The organism is Mesorhizobium sp. M0207 (genome assembly GCF_040321995.1).
Classification (GTDB): domain Bacteria; phylum Pseudomonadota; class Alphaproteobacteria; order Rhizobiales; family Rhizobiaceae; genus Mesorhizobium.
In genome coordinates, this window is the sequence record NZ_JAMYSQ010000021.1 from 17482 (window position 1) to 43941 (window position 26460).

Sequence of the window (26460 nt, forward strand, 5' to 3'; positions counted from 1 at the left end):
CGGGTAGATTTCGACATGCGCTCGATCCGGATCAGCTCGCGCTCGCGTCTTCGCCCGCGATCATCTTTATGCAGATGAAATGCGAGAGCGGAGATGCCCTGGCGCATCGACCCCAGCTCCAAGCCGTCGGGCATGCGCGCTGCCATTCAGCCTGTGTTCAAGTCTTTTTTGCCCGCCTCCAATTCGCCCTTATCTTGACAGGGCAGTGCTGCCAGCCGATGCCGTCATCCGGTTTTGACATTTGCCAACTCCTGCCGAAGAAAACGAAGGCTCGATGATCCAGGATGCTACCGCAGGGCGGTGTGGTACCGATGCTCAATGCCGAGCAAACCGTCGGCACAATGCGTGCCGGCATCCGCCGGCAGACCTGCCAGATACTGGATATAGTGGTGATGGACGATGGGTCGACGGACTGATCGGCGTCGATTGTGACGGCCTACGCCGAGAAAGATCAACACATCTTGTTCTACCTCGAACCAGGCGCGGGTAAGACGGCGTGGCGCATGATCCCTTGGTTTCAATCGTGGTTCCTGCGCACAACGCGGAGGTAACGCTGGCGCGCTCACTCGATTGCCTTCTTGATCAGGAAATAATGGATTGGGAGGCGATCATCGTCGACGACGCCTCCACGGACCGCACCCCTGCGATCATCGCCGGTTATGTAGAGCACGATGCCCGATTTCGGATGTTGAGCTCTTGCGCGCATAGCCCCGCCGGCGCGCGCAATAGCGGGATTTCGAAGGCGCGCGGCCACTGGCTCATGTTTCTGGATGCGGACGATTGGGTGGATGCCAGCTTCCTTGCCAAAATGCTGGCCGCACTGAAATCCGCTCCCGATGCAGTGGCTGCCTATTGCGGTTCCCGACGCGTGATGCCCGATGGCGAACTCACGGCGTCGAGCATCGCAACGGAGGTTGCGATTCAACCCTTCGAAACGTTCGCCCGCCGGTGTGCCGTCCGCACTCACGCGCTGCTGGTCGATCGGGAGATAATTGTCGAGTTGGGCGGTTTCGACGTGTCGCTGCGCACCTGCGAGGACTGGGATCTGTGGCAGCGCCTCGCACGTCTAGGCAAAAATTGGGTGATGGTCGACGAGCCGCTCGCTTTCTATCGGGCCAGCCCCAACGCGCTCAGCCGCAATTCGGCGCAGATGCTGGCAGATGGCGAAGTCGTGATCGCTCGCGGCTTTTCCGCCGATCCCAGGGTCAAACACCCGGCATCGGCTCACGCCAATGGAGCGACCGACGCGAACGGCCACACCGCTTCAGAAGCACTCGCGTGGTTCGCGTTGTGGAACGCCGCATCGGATTGCGGCTGCGGCTCGCGCTCGATCAACCCGCAGTCCCTGCGCGCGCTCCCAGCAGGACGTAAGTGGGCGCGTGAGATCGCCAAGGTGGCCGTCGATGGCCTTATGGTAGGAAGCCTGTCGGTGCCAGCGCAATTGGCTGCCAGGTGGGACAGGTTCGGCGCTTCCCTCACCGAGTTGATCCTCGAACTCGGCAAGGTCTGGAATAATCCGGACGCGGCTCGCCGCGTGCAGTATCACTTTGAGCAAATGCTGCTCGATGTCGACGATCTTGCCGCGCCGCGCAGGCTGGCGCGGACACTTGGAATTCGTGTCGACGTGCGAAATCCGGCCTCGATCGAAGTACCGAAAGGAATCGATCAAATCTATGCCCATCTGATGATGGATGGCCAGATCGAGGCTCTCGTGCAGTTCGGCGTACTCGGGAGAGTGACGAGGCGTCATTGGATTGAATTGATCCTGAATTTCCTGCCCTCTGAGCGGCCTATGCACAGTGCCGCGCGACTTGCGAGGCGATCGCCTGTAGATGCACCGCAAAAGGGCGCCGGTGCCGACAAGTCAAACATGTCTGCAGCCGAGGCATTGTTGTCCATGGCGGGACGCCGGTCTGATCAGGACAGCCATTTCGGCAAACTTGCGGGATTGGCCGCGGAAGCGCAGGCGCTGGTTCGGTCGAGCGCCGAAACTAAAGAGCCTTTTGCAGCGCCGCGCCGTGCACGGGCCGCGGATGGGCGCGACAATGACCGCACATCTTTCTGGAATCGCCATTTTGCGATCGAGGATCCCTGGAACTACGGTTCGCCCTATGAGCAGGAAAAATATGAGCGGCAGCTCGAAATTCTGCCTGCCGGTCCCATCGGACGGGCGCTTGAGCTGGCCTGCGCGGAGGGCCACTTCACGCGGCAGCTGGCGCCGCGCGTGGGCCATTTGACCGCAACTGACATCTCCGCCGTAGCCGTCGGGCGGGCGGGCGCGCGATGCAGTGATCAGCCGAACGTTGAGTTCGGCGTACTGGATTTTTCTGCGGACACGCTGCCGGGCGAGATGGATCTGATCGTCTGTTCGGAAGTGCTCTACTACCTGGACGATCTCACCGAGTTGCGGCGCATCGCCAAAAAACTTGTTGAGGCGTTGGCGCCTGGTGGCAGTTTCATCAGCGCACACGCATTCGTGCTACGAGACAATGTTGAAAGGACGGGCTTCGACTGGAACACATTCGGTGCACAAGCGATCTCAGAGACGCTGGCAGCGGGCCACGGCCTCGTTCTCGAGCAATCGATCCAGACCGAGCTCTACCGCATAGACCGCTTCCGCCGCCTGTCACCAGGCGACGTGGCGACGGAACCGACGATAGATCATATGCCAATCCGCGCACCCGTCGAAATCGGAGTCGCACGAAATATCGTCTGGGGCGGGGCGCGGGCCTTGCGCCGCGACGTCGCACATAGCGAGCGGCGGCAGCGTATCCCTGTCCTCATGTATCACAGTGTCTCCGATGAAGGTCCGGCCGCGCTCGCCCGTTTTCGGCTCGCGCCCGCCGCATTCGCCAGCCAAATGACATGGCTGCGCGCCAATGGCTTTCACGCGATTAGCTCCGAGCAGCTGGAATGGTTCATCGCCAACCGTCAGCCTTTCGTTGGCCGCCCAGTGCTCATCACCTTCGATGACGGCTTCCAGAACTTTGCCGACCATGCCTGGCCGGCCTTGCGCGCGAACGACCTGACGGCGGAAGTGTTCCTGGTGACGGACTTGGTGGGTGAAAGTGCACAGTGGGACGCCTACAGCGGCCCGCCGACGCAGCTTATGGACGCCGGGACGGTGCGACGCCTCGCCGGCGAAGGTGCGTTCTTCGGAAGCCATCTGGCGACGCATCGCGCGATCGATGGTCTGTCGAGCTCTGACTTGGCCGCCGAGCTCCTGCGCTCTCGTATGTTCATCGAACGGTGGACCGGTCGGCCAACCGCGGCGTTCGCGGCACCCTTCTCTGTCACCGACCGACGGCTTGGCAGGCTGGCCAAGGAGTGCGGCTATCGAATCGGCTTCGGCGGCAGACACGGACCGGCGGACCTCGATTGCGATCCCATCGACCTTCCGCGCATCGAGATTCGTGGGGATCGTTCGCTCGATGACTTTGTTGCCGTTGTCGAGGCCGTGCTCGCATGAACCGTGAACTTGTCAGTGTCTAGATTCGTACCAAATTGGTTCCGCTTTTTTGTTCCGTGTCCCGCCCGCTTACCTCGTTCGCAAGTCTATTGGGCGACTTGGGATACGGCTGACATCAGCTCCTGCGGGCTTGGCGCCCCAAACATGTATCGCCCACCCTCTGGAACCTCCGTGAAGCTCCAGCGGACGATCCCCTGCCGGTCCAGCAGGAACTGACCGACCAATTGTCCGTGTCCGTTGCTAGCATCTGCTCGTCGGCTTCGGTCAGCTCGTAATGGTCCCTCTTGTTGAGCATTTCACTGGCCGCAAGAGGATCCATAGGACCGGGCAACTCGCCTGGTATGTCGACCCGCATATCCTTTGCCGCTGCCATCGAGACCTTGTACGGCCAGTTCGTCTCGTTTTGGGTGAATTCGAGATTGGGCAGTCCAAAAGCACGATGTGAAGCGCGTTCAGGATCGGAGGCCGCAAGCAGATTCGGCATCGGATGGTAGCGGAAATAGAGACGCGCCCGTTCGATCGGCGTGTTGACCACCGTCAGGCTCTCCACGCCCCTTTCGCGCAGCTCCGGATCAAGCCGCGCCTGGGCGGCGATATGGCGCCGGCAAAACGCGCAATGCAGACCTCGAAATAGGCCGACCAGCACCGGTTTTTGGCCGCGAAAATCGTCAAGCGCGATCTTGCCTTCCTGGGTAATGGCGTCGAGTACCACGTTTGGCGCACGGTCGCCCGGTTGAAGCGGCACCAAGTCACTACGCGCGGACATTTCCAACCTCCAACCCCGGCTAGTCGAGAAAAGGCAGCACCACAAGCGCTTCCGGGTCGAGCCCGTGCTGGGCGCATATACCCTGCGCCAGGGAAAAGTAGCGTTCGGCCTCGGCCAGATTGTCGAGATCGAGATTAAGCGTTGCGAGACCATCATAACACGGAAACAGCAGTTGGGGTTCGCCCGTTTCGCGAGCTACGTCCAGTGCTTCGTGGAACAACCCAACCGCCAGGTCCGGGCGGCCGTTGCACTGGTGGATTTGCCCAAGCACGATCAAAGGCACCGGCAGGTGCTCGCGCTGGTCGAGCGCCCGGTCGATCTCAATGGCCTTCTCGGCAGCGGGTACGCCCTCCGTTGGACAGCGATCCGTGAAAGTACAACAAGCGACCGCCAGATTGGCGAGGAGGCGCGCCTGGAAACCCAAATCACCAATACGGCGCGCCACTTCAAGACCGCGCCGACAGACCTCCATTGCCTTTGCGGGATCGATGGTCGTGTAAAGCACGCCGAGATTGGTGTAGCCGCGGCAGGCCGCGCCCAGCAGACCGGCGGCTTCGGCCAATTCAATGCTACGCTCAACCTGACGCACGGCCTCACGGTTTCGCCCAAGGCGAGCCAGCGCGACAGCCTTGGTATTGAGTGCCTCGGCGGTCACAAGAGTGGCATCACACCTTACCTCGGAGACATGCTCCGTTGTCAGTGTGCCTACGCAATCCAGCGCCGCGTCTGCCCATTTTGCCGCGAGAGCGTGATCTCCGCTACGGAACGCCTGTCGGCCACGTTCTTGCCACAGATGCGCCTGCTCGATCGGGGCATCCGCTCCATCGAGGAGCGCTGCCGCCTCGGCATAGCGGGGTTCTGCCTTGTCCCGCTTGCCGACATCCCAGAGTAGCCGACCGATCTTACGCAAAACTCGCGCCGAGGCGACGCGATTGGCTGACTCGCGGTATGCCTGCAACACCGTCTCGTAGTGGTGGTGCGCGATCTCACGGCGGCCTGCCGGGCCGCTCAAATCGGCAATGCGCTCTGCAATTGCCAGTTTGAGCGGTGTTTGCCCGATCGCGCCCAACGCAGTCAGTGCTCGCTCGTAGAAACGAAGGGCGTCGTCGTTGGCATATATCATGCGAGCGCGATCGCCTGCCGCCTGCAGGTAATGCGCGCCCTTCTCCCGCTCGGCGCTCTGTGCAAAATGATGACCCAGCACGGTCAAATCCTCGAGCCGTTCCGGCTCGTCGCCGCACAGTTGCTCCAAGGCAGCACCGATCCGCCCGTGGATTTCGGTCCGGCGTTGCAGGAGCAGATTCTGGTAGATCACGTCCTGCAGCAATGTTTGCGTAAAGCGGTAGCTTTGAGACGAGACCGAGCCTGATCCGGCAACTTCCTCGATGATTTCCGCATCGCAAAGCAGTTCGCAGCCGGCTTCGAGCCAGCCGGGGTCGGCTGTCACGGTTTTCAGAAGTGTGGCATCGAAGCGCGGGCCGATTACCGCGGCCTCCTGGGCCAACCGGCGCACCTCTTGGGGCAGCCGGTCGACGCGGGCAAGCAACATTGCCTGGATAGTGGCGGGGATGCCGGTTGCGACTTCGCCTGCCACAGTCCGCCATCGCTGGCCCTCTCGCACCAGTACACCGCGATCGATAAGGCCGCGAACGATTTCCTCTACAAAAAGGGGGTTGCCGCCCGCGCGCTCGAGGATCTGGTCGAGAAGCCCTCCCGCGGAGCTTACCCAGCTCTCGCCGAAAAGCGCTGCCAGCAGGCTGCGTCCGTCATCATTGTTGAGTGGCGGAAGCCTGAGCGCTGTGTGACTGACCCGACTTGAGTCGAGCTGGTCGTTGTCCGGCGCCGGACGATGCGTGACCAGCAACATCAACCGCGTGCGTTCCAACCTGTCCATCACGAAACGTAGTGCCTCGAGCGACACGGCGTCGGCCCAGTGCAGGTCTTCGACGACAATCAATAGCGGCGACAACGCAAGCCGCCGTTCGATGATTGTGCGGACTGCGTAGAGAATTTGCCGCCGCAGCTGCTCGGGCTCGACATGCTGCAAGGTGGCATCGGGGTCGCCAAGGCCAAGCACATGGTAGAGCAAAGGCATCAGCCGCTTCGCCTCCTCGCCCTGCAGGCCGAGATCGGCAAGCAAGCCTGCGAGCTTCCCCCGCATTTCGTCCCCATTGTCGTTTTGCATCATCCCGGCAGCGCTGCGCACCACTGCGCCCAAGGCGCCAAAAGATTGTTCACCCAGCGGTGAGCACGTGGCCTGCCGCACGGCGACGTTGCGAAAACGCTCGTCGTCGCCGACGCGGGCGACGAACTCACTCACCAGCCGCGATTTCCCGATGCCGGCTTCTCCGACGAGGCGGACAAGTTGGGCCGAGCCGCCGCACGCCTGGTCAAGGCTCGCCATCATTCTATTGAGCTCCGCACCACGACCTATTAGCGGCGCACTGAGGCCGAGCGCCTCGAGCCCGCGCGCTGCACGCGGCACCGCTAGCGGTGCGTCCAGTCGATGAACGAGCACGCTGCCAGCCTTGCCGCGAAACACGACATCACCCAGCGACTCATAAGAGAAGGCATGCCGGGTCAGCCTGTGAGTGAGCTCGCCTACCAGCACCTCACCCGGTGCGGCCAGCGATTGCAGGCGTTGCGCCGTATTCACTGTGTCGCCGGTCACGGAATAGGATCTGGCGGTGCCGATGCCCAATCCGCCAGTAACGACCGGACCAGTGTTTATGCCGATGTGGAGTAACAGAGGCGAGCCGGAGTGGGGGGTGCTTTCGCCGAGCCGCGCCGTCCGGGCGATCATGTCGAGAGCGGCACGAAGCGCGCGTTCCGGATCGTCCTCATGCGCGACCGGCGCACCGAACAAAGCGAGCAGCGCATCGCCGATGAATTTGTCGACGAACCCACCAAAGTTTCGCACGGCCGCCGTCAATTCCTTGAACAGTTTGTTCTGCAGCGCTTGCATGACCTCGGGGTCGAGCTGCTCGCTGAGTGTCGTAAAGCCGCAAAGGTCGGCGAACAGGACCGTTACCGTCCGGCGATCGGCGTCAGAGACGGGATGCAGCCCTTCTTCGCTTTCGATGTTCGGAAGCAGCGACGGAGTTCGAGAAGGCGACACAATGGTCCGGCTTGGTGCCGGAGCAGGCCGTTCGACGGCTTTTGCGGGCGCACCGACGCTTGCCCCGCATTTCGGACAGAACTCGAAATCAGGTGCGCAGGTGTAGCCGCAACTGGCGCATGGCACGGGCTGGCGCCTGCCACACCTCGGACAGAAGGCGTAACCGCCCTCAATCTCGAAACCGCAGCCCGAGCAGTCCATCGAACAAGACCTCACTAGTGGCCGTGACGGCGTGATCTCGCTCGCACTTCACGGCCAGGCTATTCACAAGGATGCACCGATAGCCGTCGGCGGGCAAGCGGCAGCGGGCGATCCGTGTGGGTCCGGTGGCAGACCGCTACCCATGACCTCTGATGCAACGGCTGGCTCGCAAACGCTGTCACCGACGTCTCGCGCGCGTTTCTGGCCGCCAGCTACGGTCATCTGGGCCGCTTCGCCGAGGCCCGCGCGCCATGGCAGGAGGTGCTTCGCGTCAATCGCCACTATTCGCTGGATACCGCTACAAAGTCTTGGTCTGCCACAAGAACCGGTCGATTTCGAACACGTGGTGGATGGGCTCCGCAAGGGCGGTGTGGTGCAATGACAGGTGAGGCCTGTGCGGCGGGGTCAGACGCCAGAGGCTCCCCGATGGATCGCCGTCGCTTGCGGTTGCGAATTAGGCTCAGGTCGGCTTGATCTCTGCCTGGCCGATCTTGCGCCATCTGGCGTTTTCGCGAACCAGTTTCAGGTCGTCGGTCGTCTCGGCAAATGTCCGCAATCGGTATTGCCGGAGCAGGTCCGGGAAGAGCGCTCCTTCCGGCAGGACGGCAAGCTGCTCGCGGACTGATATCTTTTCATCGATGACCCGCATGCCCCAGGCATTTTCCCGAACCTGCAGTTCCGCGGCCAGATCGCGCTCTTCCGGCACGTTTTCGTCCAGCACGGCCAGGAGGATCGAGTGGAAAAGCGCTACATAGCCAATCTGTCTCAGGCCGCCCACGACCCGCACGCGCGGCAATATGGCAAGGACGAGGAACGTCAGGAACAAGTTCGGCAGCAGCACGCCGTCCAGCAGCGCCTGCCTGAGATACGGCCGCTCGAACGGGATGGAAAGACCTTGCGGCCTGTCGGGCTCGATCAGGTGCCCGTTCTCGAGAACGAGCTTGCGCACGCGCTCCTCGCGGATGCCCCAGAAATAGTCCGTGGCATTGGGCAGGAATCTGCCAAATGGGCTCGATGCGGCCTCTTGCCAGGCATGTTCGAGACGCTGGCGTCTTGCGGGTTCAATCAGCAGCCTGGAAAGAAGGCTGCCGTCATATTCTAGATGCCGCGCCATGGCAGCCGCGGCGACCCGATCATCGACGAAAACCGGCAGGGCCATGCTGGCACGATCCCAATTGGCGACCAGATCCTCATTCAGTTCAGTCAGCGCATCGGCGGCGGTTTCAAACACCTTGTCCCGGCTGGCAAGCAGTGTGCCCAGCCAGCGGCTGCCATCCGTTTCATCGCCCACCGCTTCGAGCACGCGCTTGTTGAGGGAGACGGGACCGGCCACGCAGGCGCTTTTGCGGCACAGTTTGTGGCGTCCCATGCCAAACAGGTTGACCTTGTCGTCGCCGACATCGAGCCATCCCGGCCCCTCCCGGCCAACTGTCTCCATGGTCATCGTCGTTCCCATGAAGCCGACGAAGGCCGACAGCCCGTTTTCGACCGCGCCGAGCCAGGCAAGCAGAAGAGCATCGAAGGTGATCCGGTCCATCAGAAGCAGGCAGTGCAGGCCGGACTGAATCACCGGTCTGTGCTCGAACTCGTCGAGGGCTTTGCCGATCTTCTCAGGCTGCATGATCCTACCGAGGCGCTGATGCAGGACTTCGCGCAGGATCGAGCGGGCAGCGATCGCCGGGCCCGATGCAGGCTTTGCCACCGGCCGCCAAAGATGGCGGGCGTAGTCGGAAACCGGTGCATTCCAGTTCTGCTCGATGTCGCGCACGACCTCCGGGCAGAGCAGCGACAGCACAGCCAGAATTTCCCGCGGAGGGGTAGGGGTTGGATCAAAGACGGCGGTCATTGGTCCCGTCTAGCCGCTTGCGGTGTAAACGCCAAGCGAGACCAGACTTGCTGGATGCGGCCGGCCCACATAGATCGTCAATTCGATCAAGGTGGTGTGAGACGAAATGACCGTATCCTACGCAATTCTCCTTGAGCAATCCCCTGTTCGCTGCCTCGGCACGAATTGTCAGATTGGCCAAACAGCTAAGGCAAACAGCGGATCTTAGAACCGCAGCCGGGCCATGCTCAGGAGGTCGTGGTACTGCCCGTCGGTAAAGCCGGCCTTCACATGCCGGCCTTCGATCTCAAAGCCGTGGCTCTTATAGAGACGGAGGGCCGCTTCGTTGTCGGCATAGACGGTCAATTCGACTCGCTTCAGGGCGCGCCAGTTGTCGGCCACGTCAAGCAGCGCGCCAAGTATGGCAGAGCCGATACCTTTGCCGACAAAGGCATCGTCAAGGCCGATATTGATCTCGCCGATGTGCGAACGGCGCGGTGAACCTTGCACGACCAGGCTGCCATGGCCGACGACCTTGCCGTCCAGCTCGGCAACGATCCAGGTGGTTTCCGGGCCGGACTTGGCAATGCGCCGCGCCACCTGCTCCACCATCTCGAAAGGCATCCTGAGCGTGCCCCAGCGGAAGCCCGGCATGTTGAAGATAGCGCAAAGCGCCTCCGCATCGCTTGACCGGACGGACCGCAGCAGCGGCTGGATTTTCTCGGCGGGTGGCGAGGTCGTGCTGGTCATGGCGTTCCCGGCGAAGGCAATCGGCCCGGTACGATGCACCGGACGCCACCTGAAAATCCAGCCGTCTCTGACCTATGATACCGATTGCGGGCTAAAAATACCGGGAGGCAGCGTAGAGTTTGAAGACGCCGCTGATGCCTATCCAGCCGAAAAAGGCGAGCCAGCACAATGTCCCGGTCGCCGTCCAGTCGATCCGGTGCACCGCAGCGTCGGTGATGACGACGCCGAGGATAGCAAGCAGGCCAACCAGAAACTGCGCCAACCCGAGCACCAGCAGTTCCTCGCGCGGCGCGCTTCTCCAGACGAGATATATACCGCCCGCACCGGCGAGGAAGATGGCGCTGTAGACCTGAGCGTGGAAGGCATCGATCGGCCATGGCCAGATGCCACTGAATGTCAGGGGAAACAGCAACAGGCCGACGCCATAGAGCCCAAGGATCGCGGATTCCGCCGGCATGTAGCCGCGCCATGCGGGATTTAAGGTCACGCCTTTTGCAGAAGGACGGGCCCTGGCCCGCCACAGGAACAGCCCGGATACCGCGGCCGAAGCAAGATAGACCAAAAACCACAGCCAAGGCGCTTTGCGCTCGAAGTTGAAATAGCCGAGATTGATGAACGAAGCCACCGACACGATGACGGTGAAGATGAAGGCCATGACGAGCACGAGCCTGCCGGGCGACCAGCGATTCCAGACCAGCAGTGCCGCCATCACGACCATTTCGGCGGTGTAGAAGCCACCGAGGAAGCGCGCATTGAACGGCGTGACGGCCCAAGGCCAGCCCGATTTCACCAGCGCAGGCATGAAAAACAGGCCGGCGCCTACGATCAGGACGACGATGACCCCCGCAGAAAAAAGGCGCAGGACCGCGGGAAATGGCGGATTGTCTGATGTCGGCATGGAAGAAAATCCCAAAGATGAATGCTCCATGGACCATCATAGTGCTGCTTGCGGCCGGTTAAAATCCGCCGAATGGAAATTGAACGGTCACCAGGCTTATCCATTCGAATGGCCGTACGGTCCGTTTCGAAGTAAGATGGAACACTCGGACCAAAGATCGGTCCGGTCAAAACGCCTCGAGGTGCATTTTCCGGAGCCTGCACGATGAACGAAGCTCAGGATCTATTCTCACTTCTGCGACAATCGGCCGATGTCGATCCGCAGGCGATTGACGCGATGAAGCGAACCATCGCGGAGGGCGAGGACCGCGAACTTTGCCGCATCAATGCGCCAGCCTTCGCCCGCAAGCATGACCTCGACGAGGAGCGCGCAATAGGCGCCTTTCTCCATGCGGCGCGGGTGGGCATCTTCGACATTTCCTGGAATGTTCTGTGCCCCGGCTGCGGCGGTGTGCTCGACACCAACGCCACGCTGAAAACCCTGCAAAAGGACGAATACACCTGCGCGCTGTGCTCCGAGGGCTATTCACCGACTCTCGACGAGATGGTCGAGGTGACATTCACCGTCAGTCCCCGCGTGCGCAGGATTGCCGCACACAATCCACACGAACTGCCGGTGGCGGAATATTTCCGCCAGATCTACTGGGCGTCCGGCGTCGATCTGCCGGAAGAGGATTTCGTGAAAAAGCTGGAAGCGTTCTCGCTGGAGGATATCGAGCTTGCGCCCGGTGAAAAGGCGGTTCTGACCATACAGCTTCCGTCTGAATTCATCATCGTCTTCGAGCCGGTCACCCATTCAGCGCAGTTCATCGACGGGAAGGGCGAACCAACAAAGGAGCGCCGGAGCCTCTCTTTGGCCTTCGACCGCGACCATGTCCAGAACCAGACGCTGGAGATGCAACCCGGCCCGTTGCGCATTTCGCTGGAAAACCGGACCGACACCCGCGTGCTGCCGACAGTCTTCATCGCCGGCCAGACATTGCATGATTTCCTGGGAAAACGCCGGCCCTTCCTGACCGCCAAGCGCCTGCTCACCAACCAGACGTTCCGCGATCTCTATCGCACGGATACACTCGACATCAACCAGCGCCTGAAGATCACCAGCCTGACGTTCCTGTTCACCGACCTGCGCGGATCGACCGAGCTTTACGAGCGGGTGGGCGACCTTTCAGCCTTCGATCTCGTGCGCGAGCATTTCCAGGTTCTGCACGAGATCGTCACGGCGGAGGCAGGCGCGGTGGTGAAGACGATCGGTGATGCGGTGATGGCGACCTTCGCGACGCCTGATCGTGCGATTGCTGCAGCCCTCAGGATGCGCGATGCCATGCGTACGCTCAACGACAAGAGCGGGCGCGAGGATCTGCTGCTCAAGATCGGAGTCCATGCCGGCCCCTGCATCGCCGTGTCGATGAATGAGCGACAGGACTATTTCGGCCAGACGGTCAATATTGCTTCGCGGGTCCAGAACCTTGCCAACGCACAGGCGATCTTCGCCACTCGAGCGGTGGTCGACGACAATCTCACCGCCGATCTCTTACACAGGAACGCGCTGACGCCCGTGCCCCACGAGGTCTCGCTGCGCGGCATTGACCGGGAGATAGCGGTATATACGATCCCCTGAAGACTTGGCCCCTGGAGACTTGGCCCCCGAAAATCTGGCTCGTCCCGGCCCCTCACACGCGCCTACAGATAAAATAACGATCGGCGGCAATCGAAGGTGGCGGCGAGAGGCGTTGCAACTGCGGGTGATCGAGCGGCGTGCCGCTGACCGCGATGCCGCCGACGCGAAGCAGGCGCGCGGTCAGATCGGGAAGCCAGGTAGAGGTCACTGCATCGCGATCTTCATAGCCGGTGCCGATGTCGGCATGAACAAGAGCGGCGTCGATGCCAATGAACCTGCTCGCCGTCTCGCGTATTTCGCCGAGCACGAGGTTTTCAGCTTCGGGAATTGAGCTGGCGTGTGCGGCAAGTGCGCGATCGAACGCTACGATCCGGCGTCCGGGCAGGCGCTCGCGCAGATGGTGGAACGTCCGGCCATTGCCGAGGCCGAGCTCGAGCACGGGGCCCTCCATCTTCGCAACCTCGGCGCAGACATGATCGAGTATGTCGCGCTGTGCGGTCATCCTCCGGATGAAACTGTCAAGGCGACTCATGTGCGATTGTATGTCCAGAACCAGTTCACGAAATCAACTGCCCCCGACCAGAGCGTTTCGCGGCTGAAACCCAGGCCGACGAGCTAAACCCCGATCGAGTCTTGCCGCGTGTAGAGGCGAACGATGAACACTGCAACAAGCGAACAGGCTGCCGACAAGGATCATACCGGGTGGAATCGGCGGCGCAGCGCGCGGCGGAACAGCGATGTCATTTGTAGGGGTCCGCGGCGTCCCGCAACCCGTCGCCCAGGAAGTTGAACGCCAAGATGACGAGAACGACGGGGAGCATCGGCAAAAGCAGCCATGGATAGAACGCGATCACGCTGACGCTGCGCGCCTCCGTGAGCAGGATGCCCCAGCTGGTTATCGGTGCCCTCAGGCCGAGCCCGAGGAAGCTCAGCGCCGTCTCGCCCAGGATCATGCCGGGTATGGAGATCGTCGCCGTCGCGATCAGATGCGACATGAAGCCGGGAATGAGATGCCGCCCGATGATGCGGCTGCTTCTGGCGCCCATCAATTGCGCGGCCAGAACGTAATCCTCCTCGCGCAAGGCTAGAAGCTTCGAACGCACGGCCCGCGCCAGTCCGGTCCAGTCGAGCAGCCCGAGGATGACGGTGATGCCGAAATAGATCAGGATCGGACTCCAGGTTATCGGCATGATCGCCGCCAGAGCCAGCCATAGCGGAATGCTGGGGATCGATTGCAGAACTTCGATTATCCGTTGGACGATCAGGTCGAAGATACCGCCGTGATAGCCGGCCAGTCCGCCGATGACAATGCCGAGCAGGAAGCTGAAACTGATGCCGACGAGGCCGATTGTCAGTGAAATGCGGGCGCCATAGATGATGCGCGAGAGCACATCGCGCCCCAGCCTGTCAGTGCCGGCCAGAAAGAGCTGGCCGTTTTCGGCGGGGCAGACAAAATGCCTGTCACCTTCGATCAGGCCCCAGAACCGGTACTTATCGCCCTTGCAGAAGAAACGGATCCGCTGAACATCATCCTGTTTCTCGATGTAGTTCCGCTTGAGCGTGTCCATATCCAGCGTCATCTGGCGGCCATAGACGAACGGCCCGACGAACTCGCCGTTGTGGAACAGGTGCACCCGCTGCGGCGGCGAATAGATGTAGTCCATGTTGCGCGTGTGCAGATCGTAGGGCGCCAGGAACTCGCAGATCAGTATCCCGAAATAAAGCGCTGCCAGGAATATGCCGGATACAAGGGCAAGCCGGTGCCGACGGAATTTCCACCACATCAGCCGCAACTGCGACGCCTGAAAGACCTTCTCCTGCTCCGGCGTCATCGCCTCGACCGACTGCAGGTCAAAGGGCTCGATGGAAACGTAGTGTTGCAGTGGGGCACCCGGAGCGGGCAGCGGCGATTGCGTGTTCATTTGGTGCTGCCGCCTTGCAAACGAATTCGCGGATCAAGTAGCGCCAGCGCCAGGTCGGAAATCAGGACGCCGATGACCGTCAGGAAGGCGAGGAACATCAGGAACGACCCTGCGAGATACATGTCCTGGCTTTGCAGCGCCTTGATCAGCATCGGCCCGGTCGTTTCCAAAGACAGCACGATCGCCGTGATTTCGGCACCGGAGATGATGGCCGGCAGGATAGAGCCGATATCCGAAATGAAGAAATTGAGCGCCATGCGCAGCGGATATTTGACCAGCGCCCTGAAGGGATGAAGGCCTTTGGCGTGCGCGGTCACGACATATTGCTTATGTAGCTCATCGAGCAGATTGGCGCGCAGCCGCCGGATCATGCTTGCCGTGCCCCCGGTGCCGATGATCAAGACCGGAATCCAGAGATGGGCGAGGATCGATTTCGCCTTGGCCCAGCTCATCGGCTCGCCGAGATATTGCTGGTCCATGAGATGGCCGATAGACGTGCCGAACCAGATGTTGGCGAAATACATCAGGATCAGCGCCAGCATGAAGTTCGGAATCGCAAGGCCGAGAAGGCCGAAGAAAGTCAGGCCGTAGTCGCCCCAGCTGTATTGATGCGTGGCGGAGTACATGCCGATCGGAAAGGCGATGAGCCAGGTAAAGATGATCGTGACGAAGGAAACCAGCACCGTCAGCCACATTCGGTCCCCGACGACGTCGCGAACCGGCAGCTCATATTCGAAGGAATAGCCGAAATCGCCGTGCAGCATCCCGCCGACCCAGTAGAAGTAGCGAATGACCGGTGGCTTGTCGAAACCATATTCCTTGCGCATCATCTCGATGCGATCGGAATCCACCGCTTCGCCCTGAGCCCGAAGCTCGGCAACATAGCTGTCGAAATAGTCGCCTGGGGGAAGTTCAATGATCGTGAACACCAGTGCCGATATGACCAGCAGCGTTGGAACCATCACGGCGATACGCCAGACAAAATATCGAAGCACGCTCAGGACTCTCCAAGCCAGAATGTATCCGGCATATAGACACCGAAATAGGCGGTCGGGTCGTAGCCGTAGAGCGCCTTGTCAGGCAGATTGCGCAGCCGCGAGGATGCCAGAATCGGCTGATGCGTTCCGTTTACCGTGCCGATCGAAAACACCTGATCGGTATAGATCGACAGCATTGAATTCCAGATCTCGGCGCGCTCCGTGGCTTCGGTCGATGCGTTCCAGCGCTTGAGTAAAGCCATCAACTCGACCACGGGCGGAAGATCGGGCGCTTCGCCGACCTTGCCACGGGACAAGTAGTGAGCACCCCAGAGCGGCCATTGCAGCTGGTCATCGACGGTGGGGGCGAGTTGGTAGGGGTTCATGTCGGCGGTCGGCACGCCATTGTCGATGCCCGACCACATCGACATCATGATCTGGCCACCAAGCGCGCGGCTGCGGAAGATGTCGCGCTGCGAAGTCCGGATGAACAGGGCGATGCCGATCTTGCGCCAGTGATCGGTGATGAGCTCGAGCGCGTCGGTTTCCAGCGTGCTTTCGCCGGCCGTTTCCACTACGAGCTGCGCCGGGCGTCCGTCGGGGAGTATCCGCAGGCCGTCATCGTCACGCGCCTGAAGCCCGACCTCGTCGAGCAGGGCATTGGCCTGGTCGGGATCATGGGCGACCCAGGCTTTCGCGAATTCCGGCCGGTAGAGCGGGCTCTCCGGCAGGACCGTATCGGCACTTTCCTGCGCCAATCCGTAGAACACAGCCAAATTGATCTCGCGCCTGTCCACAGCGAGCGAAAGTGCGCGGCGCACGCGCACGTCACGAAAAAGGCCACGCCACACCTGGTCGGCACAATTCAGATTGGGCAGCAGCGCCAGCCGCGAACCTTGTGTGCGTTTCCAGAGATGCATCTTCACCGGGTAGCGCTTCTCCGCATCCTTCAGGAAGGAGTAATCGGTGAAGTCAATTCCCATGCCTTGCAGGTCGCTCTCGCCCGCACCGGTCTTGGCGGAAATGATCGCCGACGAGCTGACATTCATGACAATCCGGTCGACATAAGGCAGTTGCCGGCCATTCTCGTCTATTCGATGAAAGAACGGGTTCCGCTCGAAGACGAACTGCTCAGCCGGCGGCTTGGTCCGGTTCTGCCAGGGATCGAGCGTCGGCAGTTCCGGGTTCTCCGGGCGATACTGCCGCGACATGCGGATATGCAAGAGCGTCCATTTCTGGGCCCGGTTCTCCTTCATTAGGCCGGCGAGCCGGAATGGATCTTGGTATTTCTTGTGGAACTGCTTGAGATAGGCGGCCGGCAGAACAAGCGATAGGGGCGAAGCAGCGGCGAGCTTGGGCAGGAAGTCGGGATTGGGCGCATCCCAACTATAGCGGACCGTCAACGGATCGACGATCTCGAAGCGTGGCGGCTTGCCGTCCGCCAGCAGGGCCGGGGCGAGCCCGCCTTGCGAAAGCTCATCGTTAAGCCAGACATCTTCCCAGCAATAGCGAAAATCCTCCGACGTCAGCAGGCTACCGTCAGACCATTTATGTCCTTCTCGTATCTTGAAAGTGAAGACACGATCATCCGCTACATCGAAACTTTCGAGAATGTCGGCTTGCAGGTTAAGCTTTTCGTCATAGCCGACCAGGCGAGCGTACCCGTAGATTGTCATCATCCGGATGTCTTTCTGGCTGCCGATGATCGTGCGCAGCGTGCCGCCATATTGGCCGGGCTGCCGGCCCATCGCGGCGAGATTCAACGCGCGAGGGCGCTTGGGCAGGCGTTCGGCGAGTGCCGGCAGCGCTCTGGCCTTCAGCTGCGGCTCAAGAAATTCCGGCTCCAGATCGCCGGCGCGCAACGCGCCCGGCAGAAATGCCGAAGCCATGAGTCCAAGGACGGTGCGCCGGCTGATCAATGGCGTAGCTCGCTGACATCGGCCGAACGTCGGGCCAGCACCAGGTGGCCGCCGCCAAGATCGAGCGGCGACAGCATATCCTCGTCGCCCTCGTCGCGGAATTGCGGTCCCCATGCGCTGGTGTCGGAAGCGCCGCTGAGCTTCAGCGTCTTGAAATCCATCGGCCTGTCGAGATCGGGGAAAGGAACTGCGGCGACCAGTGAGCGCGTGTAGGGGTGGATAGGTTTCCTAAGCAGAATTTCGCGCGGCGCGAGCTCGACGATACGCCCGCCGCACATCACCGCGATGCGGTCTGCCATGTAGTCCACCACCGCCAGGTTGTGGGAAATGAACAGGTAGGTCAGGCCCAGCTCCTTCTGCAGGTCCTTAAGAAGGTTCAGGATCTGCGCCTGGACAGAGACGTCGAGTGCCGAAACCGGCTCGTCGCAGATCAGGAGTTCAGGTCCCAGCGCCAACGCGCGCGCGATGCCGATACGCTGACGCTGCCCGCCGGAGAAACTATGCGGATAACGCTTTATGAAGCGCGGGTCGAGCCCGATTGCCTGCATCAGGCTCTTGACCGTGGCGAGTCGGGACGCGGCATTGCCACGTCGATGGATTTCCAGCGGCTCGCTCAAAATGTTCTCCACCGTCATGCGGGGTGAAAGCGACGAAACCGGATCCTGGAATACCATCTGGATTTTCGCGCGCAGCATGCGCAGGGCGTCTCCCTCGGCTTCCAAGACGTCGATCGGACCATCGCGGCCATTGAAGATCACAGAGCCGCCGGTAGGGGTGACAGCCCGCATGAGGATCTTGCTGACGGTGGTTTTGCCGGAGCCGCTTTCGCCGACAAGACCCAGGCACTCACCCCGCCTGATATCAAAGCTCACGCCGTCCACGGCGCGAACAGAGGTTTGATGATCTCCGCCGAACCATCCGGACTTGCGGATCGTGAAGGTCTTTGTCAGATCGCTGACCGACAGCAGGATGTCGTCCGGCCCCTTCGATGCCGGCGCCGTCTGCTTGCCGAGCAGGTTCCCGACATTCACCGGCACCTCGCGGAGCGCCTTTAGCCTTTCGCCGGGCTTCAGGTCGAAATGCGGAACGGCTGCCATCAGGCCCTTCAGGTAAGGGTGGCCCGGCCGGCGGAATATCGCCTCCACGGGTCCCGCTTCCATGATCTCGCCATGGTACATGACCACCACCTCGTCGGCGACATTGGCGACTACGCCAAGGTCGTGCGTGATCAGCAGCATCGCCATGTTCAGCTTCGTCTGGAGCTCGCGCAGCAATTGCAGGATTTGCGCCTGGATGGTCACGTCCAACGCCGTCGTCGGCTCGTCGGCGATCAACAGGGCGGGCCGGCAGATAAGCGCCATGGCGATCATGGCGCGTTGACGCAATCCTCCCGAAAGTTCAAAGGGATACATGTCATAGGCGCGCTTGGGGTTGGGAAAGCCGACAAGGCCGAGCATTTCCTCGGTCCGCGCCTTGCGCTCCACCCGAGCCATGGGCGTATGAATCTGCAGGGATTCGCTGACCTGATTGCCGATCGTATGCAGCGGCGACAGCGATGTCATCGGCTCCTGAAATATCTTGCCGATGCGGCTGCCTCTCAACGCCCGGATTTCGGTTCCGTCACGCGGCATCTGCAGTATATCCTGCGTCGTACCGGGCTTTTTTGGATCGGAGAACAGGATACGGCCGCGAACATGGGCTGTGTTCGGCAAAATGCCCATCACTGCCTGGCTGAGAACCGATTTTCCGGAACCGGACTCGCCCACAAGCGCGGTAACCTTGCCGGGCAGGACGCGAAGATTTGCACGCCTGACAGCATGCAACGGTCCCCCTATAATGGCAAAAGAGATGCCAACATCCTCGATCCGCAGCAGATCAACGCCCAAATTCATTCTCACACCAGCCCCCACTCTGGCAGGTCCAGAAGGCGAGACTAACGCATTGCCAGCCTAGAGCAACTTGGATTCGAACAGTCGCCAGTTCCCTGGCGGAACCGGCGACCGAACTGCATACCAAACGCGTTCGGATCAGATCGTGGCGGTTACTGGAGCTTCCTCGGGTCGCCCGCGGGCGGCCGCGCGGCATTGCGATGAAGCAGCATGACCTGCTCGGCGTCCGATATGCGGTCGTAAATCGGCTCCAGCGCACCATCTTCGTCGAGCGACAGAGCACCCGACAAATCGGGTGAAAGCACCGTTAGCTTCTGCCTGATGCCCGCCAGTTCCTCCATGCCGAGCGCCAGCCAGTTGTTGGCGCCGCAATAGCTGGCGAAGTCTTTGCTGGCGAGAACGCTGTGCGGATATTTCTTGGTCAGGGTCTGGAGGCGCTGGACCTCGTTTACAGCCGAGCCGAAGACAGAGAATGTGAGCCGGTCGGTAAGCCCGACATTGCCGAACATCACATTGCCGACATGCAGCCCGATACCATAGTTTATGTCGCTCAATCCCTGCTGCTTTCTGCGCAGATTAAGATCCATCATGCGCGCGGTGGCCTTGTGCGCTGCTGCAAGAGCAGCCTGGCAGGCGATCTCGGACTGTGAACGGTGCCTTGCGCAAGGGTAGACGGCAATGAAGCCATCACCTATGAAACTCATGATCTGCCCGCCCTTGCGATTGAAAGGTGCAGCAGCGGCGTCGAAAAACTGGTTCAGCGTATCGATATAGACTTCGCGGCCGGAGGTTTCGGCAAGTCTTGACGACCCGCGCATGTCGCCCATGACCAGTGCCGCCCGGATTGTATCACCCTCGCCGCGCTTGATCTGGCCTTCGAGCACGCGCCTGCCGGCGTCGCCGCCGAGATAAGTGGTCATCATGTTGTCGGCAAGCTTGGTGAGCACCGCCATCTTGGTTGCGATGGCGAGATGGTTCTGGATGCGCAGCAGCGCCGAAATCATGCTGTCGCTGAAGCCTGCAGCACTGTCGGTGGACCAAGACCCGATCATGCCCTGACTGGTGTTGCCGCTGAAGGGATGGACAAAAGCCATGTAATCGGTGACGCCCATCAGCTTGAGGTCATCGAAAACAGGAAATTCCGACGGCACCGACGGGTCGAGCCGGCGCCGCAGATGGTCCAGCTTGTGGCTAAGCAGATGGTAGTATGGGCTGGTCAGGAATCTGTCGGAATGAACGCCGTTCTCCTTGCGGAAGCCTTCCACTTCCAGGCCCTGGCCGCGGAGCCAGGTGAAGCCGAGCGCGTCATAAAGTGGATGAAGCATCGAAAAGCTCAAATGCACCCGCTTCAACGGCAGGCCTGCAGCAGCCAGCCGTTCACAAAAGCCCCTTACCAATGTTTCCAGGTCGTTGCCCGCCAACGCCGATTGGGTCAGCCAATCGGCAACCTTATCCATGAGAATGGCAGAAATTTCTGCTTGCGCTGTGCTCATGCTATCTCGAAATCTCCCTGATCTGCCACAAATTCGCCGGCTCGGACGCCGTCAGGCCTTCACCACCGTCTCTCGGGCTAGCCCGAGGCGGCCAAAAACATTGCGTGTGTCGACGATCAGTAGAGCGTGATCCGCGATCGCCTGATAGTCGATCGCGTCGTGGTCGGTTGCAACGACGACAGCGTCGAAATCCTTCAAGGCCGCCTCGGTCAATTCGACCGAGCGACGCCCCTTGATCGCCATATGCTCCCGTGTGGCCGGGATTTCGGCAACATGCGGATCGTGGAATTCCGCCTTGCCGCCCCATTCCTCGATGAGTTCAATGAGCCGCAATGAGGGGCTTTCGCGGATGTCGGGCACATTCTTCTTATAGGCGAGCCCGATGATGAGAATGCGCGAGCGGCTGAGCGCCTTGCCGCAGCGCCGGTCCAGCGCCTTCGCCAGTTCATCGACCACATGACGCGGCATGGCCGTGTTGATCTCTGCCGCCAGCTCGATGAAGCGGGTCGGCAGTTCGTATTCGCGAGCCTTCCACGTCAGGTAGAAGGGATCGATCGGAACGCAGTGCCCGCCAAGTCCAGGGCCGGGATAGAAAGGCATGTAGCCGAAGGGCTTGGTCTTTGCCGCCTCGATCACCTCCCAGATGTCGATTCCCATCGCACCGAGCACGATCTTCAACTCGTTGACGAGGGCGACGTTGACCGAGCGGAAGATGTTTTCCGTCAGCTTGACCGCCTCGGCGGTCGCCGTGGTGGAAACCGGAACGACGGTCTTGACCACGCCATGGTAGAAAGCCTGCACGAGCGTCGCCGCTTCAATGCCGTCACCTGCCACGACCTTGGGGATCGTCGCGACTTCAAAGCTGCGGTTGCCGGGATCCTCGCGTTCGGGCGAGAAGCCGAGGAAGAAGTCTATCCTCGACTGCAAGCCGGTTTTTTCCAGGATGGGCTTGATCACGTCGTCGGTGGTGCCGGGATAGGTGGTCGATTCCAGCACGATCAGCTGGCCGAGACGCAGATGCTTCGCGATGGTGCCTGCGGTGTTCCTGACAAAGGAGAGATCCGGCTCGCGGTGTTTCGTCAGTGGTGTCGGAACGCAGATGACGATGACATCGCAGACGGCCAGTTCGGCAAAATCCGCAGTGGCGCGGAACCGTCCGCTTGCCACCTGGCCGGCAAGAGCTGTCGACGTCACCGCCTCGATGTAGGATTGGCCGTTGTTCAGGCTCTCGACCTTCTGGGCTTCGATGTCGAAGCCGGAAACCGGGAAGCCGGCGCGTGCGATCGCAACCGCCAGCGGCAACCCGACATAGCCCAGTCCGATCACGCCGACTTGCGCGGCACGCGTCGAAATCCGGGTCAGAAGACGGTCATATGTCGATCGTGAGGCGTCCAACAATCTGCTTTCTGTTAATTCGGACAGGCCGTCCGCTTCCATGGTGAGGTTCACCGCTCACAAGAGCCCCGAGGCATATTGCGGAAAATCGATGTCCGCAAGCATCAGACCGGCACCTTCGCCTTAAGGCTTGCGGCAGCCATCGCATAGCCGCCGGCGGCGCCATCGATGAAATGAACGTGATCGCGCTGCAGCGGCGATGCGACGAGGCATGTCATCAAGGCCGACTTCTGGCGGTGCAGGCCATAGTTGCAGATGCCCGCCTCTTCCGCCTGTTTCAGCCGGTCCTCGATCCGTTGCAACACATCCGCGTCAACGTCGATGGTCATCTTCAAGCCATCGTCGAACTTCCGGAAATCCGAATTGCTGGCCACTTCGCGTTTGTAGATCTTCGGATCGAATCTGCCGATCGTCCAGCCATATCTATCCGTAACAGCCGTAAGCGTCATCAGGAACACTATCCACAGCTTCGACAGCCACCGCCGTCCTGCCGGCGCCGTGGCCCGCGCCTCGATATCGAGGCCGGCGGGCAGCAAACTGTAGTCCGGCCCGTTCACCGGCACCGGGTGGCCATCGCGTTCCTGCCTGCCGGCAAGGGCGATGATGTCGGAAACCAGAAACTGAAAACCGCGCAAGTCGCGCGACGCCCCCGGTATGGCTATGATCGAGACGATTTCGCCATGCCGGGCTTCGATCGGGTTCCAGCGACACGAGAGGCCGGTCAGGTCCGGCCGCGCGCCGGCCGGCGCAGGATCGATGCGGTAGCGCCCCGCTTTCATCTCGGCTTCCGCCCAACTGCCGCCACCTCCGGCGAACATGGCATAGAAGACCGCATCGGAGGCCTGGAACCTCGCCACGCGAACGTCGAGGCCTTGCGCTCTTATATCCTTTATCGGCACGATTGCGGCACGCAAGGTCAGGTCCAGTTCGTCCGCCACCCATCTCTGGACAGCCGCCAGCGCGTTGCGGGTGATCTCCAGCGCCGAGCCGGGAAACGCCACGAGCGCACCGTCGCCGCCGAAGACAAAGGGAAGATCTTGCCTACCCAGCGCATTGAGCAGCGCCGAAATGACGCTGGCACCGGCCATATTGACGGTTTTATAGCGCCCCGCCTCGATCGCCTTGGTCGAGCCGACGATGTCGGCGGTGGCCAGCGCCCAGCTATCGGGGAGAGGCCGATAGTTATCGATATCGGCAACGCTTTCGAACTTTGCGAAGACCGGCAGAGAAGCGACAAACGGATCGGACGCGGCAGCTGTTTCCATGAGCATCAGATAGCACATTCCAGTGCTTGAGGGTGAAGTCGATCATGCTTCGAAATTGACTTGCGCAGGCTTTCCGATGATAGGGTCCGGCGATGCGAATTGCCTTCTACGCGCCGCTGAAGTCGCCCAATCATCCCGTTGCCTCCGGCGACCGCCAGATGGCACGGATGCTGGTCAAGGCACTGGAGCATGGAAGGCACAGCGTCGAATTGGCATCCGAATTGCGCTTCTATCTACGCGAACCGGATTCGAAAAGTTTCGATGCGCTCAAGATCGAGGCCCGGGAGGAAGCCGCGCGGCTGGCAAGGCTTTGGGATCGTGACGGCAAGCCCGATCTGTGGTTCACCTATCATCCCTATTACAAGGCACCCGACCTGATCGGGCCCGAACTGGCGTTGGCCTTTGGTGTCCCCTATGTGACAGCGGAAGCCTCCTATTCGAGGCGGCGCAACACCGGTTTGTGGGCCGATACGCAAGCGTTGGTGGCGCGAGCCGTCGAACAGGCGGCGCTGAACATCTGCTTCACGCAAAGGGATCGTCAGGGACTGGCAGATGCGGTACCCGACGCCGCTTTCGGCATGCTTTCGCCCTTCATCGACACATCGCTATTCCGGGAAACGCCGGCACGGGGTTGTCCGTCGCGCCTCGTTACCGTCGCCATGATGCGCCCGGGCGACAAAGTCGAAAGCTATGGCATGCTGGCGCAGGCGCTCGGTTCGATCGGTCACCTGCCCTGGACGATGTCGGTCGTCGGGGACGGACCTGCCCGCGAGGAGATCAAAGCGCAATTCGCCGGCTTGCCCGCCGACCGTATCAAATGGCTTGGCGCGATTGAGCCAGCCGCCGTGCCGGATGTCCTCTACAGTGGGGGAATTTACGTCTGGCCGGGTTTCGGCGAGGCCTATGGCGTTGCCTATCTTGAAGCACAGGCCGCCGGCCTTCCGGTTGTGGCTCAGGACATCGCCGGCGTGCCGGAGGTCGTGCGGGCCGGGTTTCTCACCCCGCCGGGCGATGTGGCGGCGTTCGCTTCTGCCATTGAAAGGCTTCTGGCCCGTAACGACGAAAGATCCATCATGGCCGCAGAAGCCAGACGTTTCATCCTCGAAGAACGTTCTATCGGTGCTGCGGCGGCGCGTCTGGCCGAACTTCTTGCAAAGATCCCGGTCTCATGACATCCGATCAGATCTGGCAACCCTTGGTGGAGGAACTGGCGAGCCGGCAACGGGCGGACCGTAAGGCAGAGTTCTGGCTGCGCGACGATGACGCCGTGGATCCGACGCCTGCGCTTGATCGGTTGCTCGACCTCACCGGTGAATTCGCGGTTCCGGTGACTCTGGCCGTCATTCCCGCCCTGACTGACGAGAAGCTTGTCGTTCGGCTTGACGAGGCGCCGCATGCCACGGTCGCCATCCATGGCTGGGCGCACCGAAATCATGCGCCCGAGGGCCAGAAGAAGCAGGAGCTCGGCGCGCATCGGCCACGCGAGGCGGTGCTCGATGATCTGGCTCGCGGGCTGGCGCACGTAACCGGCCTGCACGGCGCACGTGCTGTTCCGATGCTGGTACCACCCTGGAACAGGATCGACGCCGGCTTGGTATCCGATCTTGGATCGATAGGATTTTCGGCATTGTCGGTCTATGGGCCGCCAAGGCCGGCTTCACTTGCGGTCATCAACAGCAATGTCGACATCATGGATTGGCATGGCACGCACGGCTGCCGCGATCATGGCCTATTGGTTCAGGCTATCATCGCGCAATTGCAGCATGCATTCGATGGGGGCGAACCCGTGGGCCTGCTCACCCACCATCTCGTACATGATGAATCCGCCTGGCTCTTCCTCGAACGGCTGTTCACAGTCACCGCACAGACCGAAGCCTGCGCATGGCTTCCGATCAGGACATTGATCGGGCACAGCGCCGGTGGAACAATTCCAGGAAAGTGTGAACGGTTTCCGTCCGGAATTGCGTCAAGACAAAGAGATAGAGGAAAATAGCTCAGCGCTTTTTGCGCAATGAGACTGGAATGTTGAGCGTCTGGCCATCCCGCGCGGCAAAAGCGCCGGTAAACCTGTCCTTGGCCAGTTTCTGGATCTTGTCCAGTTCCTTGTCGGTGCGTGTCGGATCGTGGTGAAACAGCGCAAGCCTCCGCGCACCTGCCGCCTCACAGAGTTTGACGCCCTGTTGCCACGTCGAGTGCCCGTAACCGCGGCGGCGTTCCATTTCCTCCTCGGTGTAGGTGCAATCGTAGATGACGAGGTCGGCATCTTCGATCAGGCCGAGCACCGTCTGATCGAGTTTGTCCGGGTCGTGCTCAGTGTCTGTGATCACCGCCACGACGCCGCCACCCCATTCGACCCGGTAGCCTATGCAGCCGCCCGGATGCATAAGACTGCCGGTTCGGACCACCACCCCTTCGCGCGGGCGAAGCACGTCTCCGGATACGAAATCGCGATAGTCGAGGCTTGCCTTGCAGGCCTCCAGTTTCACCGGAAACCACGGCGGCCGCATGAACTCATCGACCATCTGCCGGGTCGTCATGTGTCCTGCAAGATGCCCGGACCAGAGCGTAACCTTGGCGCCCCGGTCATAGATCGGCGCAAAAGACGGCAGCCCGATGATGTGATCGTAATGGCAATGGGTGAAAAGCAGGTCGAAATCGGTCACGCCCAACGCCTGAAGCGCCGCGCCGGCAGGCCGTAGGCCAGAGCCTGCGTCGAACAGAAGCGTGTGCTTACCGCATCGCATCTCGACGCAGATTGAGTTGCCGCCATAGCGAGAGAATTCTGGCCCTGATACCGAAATGCTGCCGCGGACACCCCAAAACCTGACCAGGAAAACGTTGTCGTCCATGCTACCCCTTCGCCCATCATATCCAAACAACTGCTGCTAGGCGAGACAGACAGGCTTTCTCCGGGTGATCTTCTCAGCGAGAGGACAGTGCCGTCACGACTGCG

General features: G+C 61.1%; 18 protein-coding genes and 2 pseudogenes. 6 read left to right on the forward strand and 14 right to left on the reverse strand.

From position 1 onward, the window contains the following. Window positions 1-284: 284 nt before the first annotated feature. Window positions 285-416 carry a glycosyltransferase gene (locus tag NKJ15_RS24080; protein WP_352470878.1) on the forward strand — a complete coding sequence of 44 codons (132 nt, stop codon included), beginning with the start codon at window positions 285-287 and terminating at the stop codon, window positions 414-416. Between the two features lie 80 nt (window positions 417-496). Continuing rightward, window positions 497-3469: a trifunctional glycosyltransferase/class I SAM-dependent methyltransferase/polysaccharide deacetylase gene (locus tag NKJ15_RS24085; protein WP_352817971.1), complete on the forward strand. Its 2973-nt coding sequence runs from the start codon at window positions 497-499 to the stop codon at window positions 3467-3469. Between the two features lie 86 nt (window positions 3470-3555). Here the strand turns inward: NKJ15_RS24085 and NKJ15_RS24090 are convergent. Beyond that, window positions 3556-4235, reverse strand: a pseudogene (locus tag NKJ15_RS24090) (peroxiredoxin-like family protein). 19 nt (window positions 4236-4254) lie between these two features. Then, window positions 4255-7554 carry an adenylate/guanylate cyclase domain-containing protein gene (locus tag NKJ15_RS24095; protein WP_352817973.1) on the reverse strand — a complete coding sequence of 1100 codons (3300 nt, stop codon included), beginning with the start codon at window positions 7552-7554 and terminating at the stop codon, window positions 4255-4257. A 171-nt stretch (window positions 7555-7725) separates the two neighbouring features. On the opposite strand from NKJ15_RS24095, the pseudogene NKJ15_RS24100 reads away from it, so the two are divergent. Continuing rightward, window positions 7726-7936, forward strand: a pseudogene (locus NKJ15_RS24100) (adenylate/guanylate cyclase domain-containing protein); the annotation flags it as partial. A gap of 78 nt (window positions 7937-8014) precedes the next feature. On the opposite strand, the gene NKJ15_RS24105 reads toward NKJ15_RS24100, so the two are convergent. From NKJ15_RS24105 to NKJ15_RS24115, 3 genes are all read right to left on the reverse strand, one after another. Continuing rightward, the gene (locus NKJ15_RS24105; RefSeq protein WP_352817976.1) at window positions 8015-9400 is read right to left on the reverse strand and encodes a hypothetical protein; all 1386 of its coding nucleotides are present in this window, start codon (window positions 9398-9400) and stop codon (window positions 8015-8017) included. Between the two features lie 204 nt (window positions 9401-9604). Continuing rightward, the gene (locus NKJ15_RS24110) at window positions 9605-10129 is read right to left on the reverse strand and encodes a GNAT family N-acetyltransferase (protein ID WP_352470882.1); all 525 of its coding nucleotides are present in this window, start codon (window positions 10127-10129) and stop codon (window positions 9605-9607) included. Between the two features lie 91 nt (window positions 10130-10220). Then, window positions 10221-11027 (reverse strand): hypothetical protein, encoded by an 807-nt coding sequence (locus tag NKJ15_RS24115; RefSeq protein WP_352817978.1) that lies wholly within the window; start codon window positions 11025-11027, stop codon window positions 10221-10223. A 204-nt stretch (window positions 11028-11231) separates the two neighbouring features. Here NKJ15_RS24115 and NKJ15_RS24120 point away from each other — a divergent pair, with 204 nt between their 5' ends. Beyond that, window positions 11232-12647 carry an adenylate/guanylate cyclase domain-containing protein gene (locus tag NKJ15_RS24120; RefSeq protein ID WP_352817981.1) on the forward strand — a complete coding sequence of 472 codons (1416 nt, stop codon included), beginning with the start codon at window positions 11232-11234 and terminating at the stop codon, window positions 12645-12647. 52 nt (window positions 12648-12699) lie between these two features. Here NKJ15_RS24120 and NKJ15_RS24125 read toward each other — a convergent pair whose 3' ends face one another. The 8 genes from NKJ15_RS24125 to NKJ15_RS24160 all read right to left on the reverse strand — a co-directional run bounded on the left by NKJ15_RS24125 (window position 12700) and on the right by NKJ15_RS24160 (window position 23525). Then, window positions 12700-13179 (reverse strand): class I SAM-dependent methyltransferase, encoded by a 480-nt coding sequence (locus NKJ15_RS24125; RefSeq protein ID WP_352541938.1) that lies wholly within the window; start codon window positions 13177-13179, stop codon window positions 12700-12702. A 208-nt stretch (window positions 13180-13387) separates the two neighbouring features. Further along, on the reverse strand, window positions 13388-14569 hold the full coding sequence (locus NKJ15_RS24130; protein WP_352614641.1) for an ABC transporter permease: 1182 nt from the start codon (window positions 14567-14569) through the stop codon (window positions 13388-13390). Next, a complete protein-coding gene (locus tag NKJ15_RS24135) occupies window positions 14566-15564 on the reverse strand; it encodes an ABC transporter permease (protein WP_023675966.1) in 999 nt (332 codons plus the stop codon). The genes NKJ15_RS24130 and NKJ15_RS24135 overlap by 4 nt, the downstream gene beginning before the upstream one ends. A 2-nt stretch (window positions 15565-15566) precedes the next feature. Then, a complete protein-coding gene (locus NKJ15_RS24140; protein WP_352684413.1) occupies window positions 15567-17465 on the reverse strand; it encodes an ABC transporter substrate-binding protein in 1899 nt (632 codons plus the stop codon). After that, window positions 17462-19357 (reverse strand): ABC transporter ATP-binding protein, encoded by a 1896-nt coding sequence (locus tag NKJ15_RS24145; protein ID WP_352817984.1) that lies wholly within the window; start codon window positions 19355-19357, stop codon window positions 17462-17464. Before NKJ15_RS24145 ends, NKJ15_RS24140 begins: the two co-directional genes overlap by 4 nt. Window positions 19358-19506: 149 nt before the next feature. Next, window positions 19507-20847, reverse strand: a complete 1341-nt coding sequence (locus NKJ15_RS24150) for an adenylate/guanylate cyclase domain-containing protein (RefSeq protein ID WP_352817986.1) — start codon at window positions 20845-20847, stop codon at window positions 19507-19509. Between the two features lie 51 nt (window positions 20848-20898). Further along, window positions 20899-22242 carry a nucleotide sugar dehydrogenase gene (locus NKJ15_RS24155; RefSeq protein WP_352817989.1) on the reverse strand — a complete coding sequence of 448 codons (1344 nt, stop codon included), beginning with the start codon at window positions 22240-22242 and terminating at the stop codon, window positions 20899-20901. Window positions 22243-22346: 104 nt separating this feature from the next. Next, window positions 22347-23525 carry a DUF3095 domain-containing protein gene (locus NKJ15_RS24160; protein WP_352817992.1) on the reverse strand — a complete coding sequence of 393 codons (1179 nt, stop codon included), beginning with the start codon at window positions 23523-23525 and terminating at the stop codon, window positions 22347-22349. Between the two features lie 74 nt (window positions 23526-23599). On the opposite strand from NKJ15_RS24160, the gene NKJ15_RS24165 reads away from it, so the two are divergent. Next, window positions 23600-24679 carry a glycosyltransferase family 4 protein gene (locus NKJ15_RS24165; RefSeq protein WP_352817995.1) on the forward strand — a complete coding sequence of 360 codons (1080 nt, stop codon included), beginning with the start codon at window positions 23600-23602 and terminating at the stop codon, window positions 24677-24679. Then, window positions 24676-25500, forward strand: coding sequence for a polysaccharide deacetylase family protein (locus NKJ15_RS24170; protein WP_352817997.1), 825 nt, complete (start codon window positions 24676-24678; stop codon window positions 25498-25500). The genes NKJ15_RS24165 and NKJ15_RS24170 overlap by 4 nt, the downstream gene beginning before the upstream one ends. Before the next feature lies 1 nt (window position 25501). On the opposite strand, the gene NKJ15_RS24175 is transcribed toward NKJ15_RS24170, so the two are convergent. Further along, window positions 25502-26356, reverse strand: a complete 855-nt coding sequence (locus NKJ15_RS24175) for an MBL fold metallo-hydrolase (RefSeq protein WP_352470894.1) — start codon at window positions 26354-26356, stop codon at window positions 25502-25504. Window positions 26357-26460 lie beyond the last annotated feature (104 nt).